Origin of the sequence: Agromyces bauzanensis, from assembly GCF_014645655.1 — a bacterium.
Lineage (GTDB): Bacteria > Actinomycetota > Actinomycetes > Actinomycetales > Microbacteriaceae > Agromyces > Agromyces bauzanensis.
In genome coordinates this window covers 1-1,285 of sequence record NZ_BMMD01000064.1, presented here as the reverse complement: position 1 = coordinate 1,285, position 1,285 = coordinate 1, and the positions used below count along the sequence as shown (strand labels likewise).

Below are 1,285 nucleotides of genomic sequence, written 5' to 3'. Positions count from 1 at the left end.
CTGCTCGGCGCTGTAGAGGTATGGTGCCGGCCGGATCGTCCGGGCCGGCAGCAACCCAGCCGGAATCAGTTCTGCCAGGTCGGGGTCGCTGGCGTGGAGGTGTGCGGCGAACAGCCGGATGACCGCGAGTCTTTGGCTGCGCCACCGGGGACCGGCGCCTTCCGGCAGGCACGCCCACGCCAACGCGTTCGTGATTCTGATCGTGGTGAGACCCTGCTGGTCCAGGAAGGCCAGGTAGTCCCGGAGCAACCAGGGTTGGTCGCCTGGCTGGTATCCGCGCAGGCTGCGCAGCAGCAGATAGTCGGCGGCGCTGGCGCGTAACCGCTCATTCATGAACGTTCTCCTGGGCCGTGGCCACTGGCCACGGCCGGGCGAGTTGCGCCAACGAGACCTGGTCGGTCCTGGCGTAGATCATCGTGGACTGCGCGCTGCGGTGACGCAGAAGCTGCCCCGCCTCGGCCAGCGTCCCCCCGCCGGCCAGCACCGCCGTTGCCGCGCTGTGCCGCAGCCGGTGCGCGCCGACACGTCCGGCGATCCCGGCGCGCCTGGCGAGGTAGCTGATGACCCCGGTGACGGCGGAACGACTCAACGGGCGATTCGGGGTGTAGGTGCCAAGGAACACTTCCCGGTACGGCGAGCCCACCCGCCGATGCTCGGACAGGTACGCGGCCNAGTTGATATCGTCCATCCGCAACCTGGCGACCTCGTTTGCCCGCAGACCAAGCCGGACCAGCAACAGCACGATCGCCCTGTCTCTCACCGACATTCTCACGGCGAGCAAGGTGGCGACCTCGACGGCGGGCAACGCTTTCGGTAGATCATTCTGCGAAGCATCCTTGACGGTGGCGATCGCAGTTGACAGGTTCACCGCCGAGCGGCCACTCAGAAACAGCCATCGAGAAAACGCCCGCAATGCGATCGTGGACGAACGGGCAGAGGACGTAGACCGTATCCCGGTCTGATCGAGATAGAACTGATCAACCGCAGCAATCGTCATCGTCGCCAGATCCAGCCCGACGCGTAACACGAACCACTTCGCGAACCGACGCAACTGATACAGATACAGGGCCGTCGTCGTGGCCGCCAACGCCCGTTCGCCACGAAGATACCCGGCGAAGGACGCCAACACTTCTTCGCACTCCGGCGGCAGCGAATCGTCCGGCGCTGTGGTCTTTGACGGTACGCAATCCGGCCGCATCACGCTCATCAGAACCATCACCGGCGGCGGCGCGAACCGACGAACGTGGGATACCCCGTGATCCGAACAGAACACCGCGATCTCGGC

General features: G+C 65.8%; 1 protein-coding gene and 1 pseudogene. Both read right to left on the bottom strand.

The window, feature by feature from the left end; genetic code table 11:
* Positions 1-333, bottom strand: a pseudogene (locus IEX31_RS18400) (hypothetical protein); the annotation flags it as partial.
* Positions 326-1,198 (bottom strand): tyrosine-type recombinase/integrase, encoded by an 873-nt coding sequence (locus IEX31_RS18395; RefSeq protein WP_444541796.1) that lies wholly within the window; start codon positions 1,196-1,198, stop codon positions 326-328. The gene IEX31_RS18395 and the pseudogene IEX31_RS18400, both read right to left, overlap by 8 nt.
* Positions 1,199-1,285: the final 87 nt, after the last annotated feature.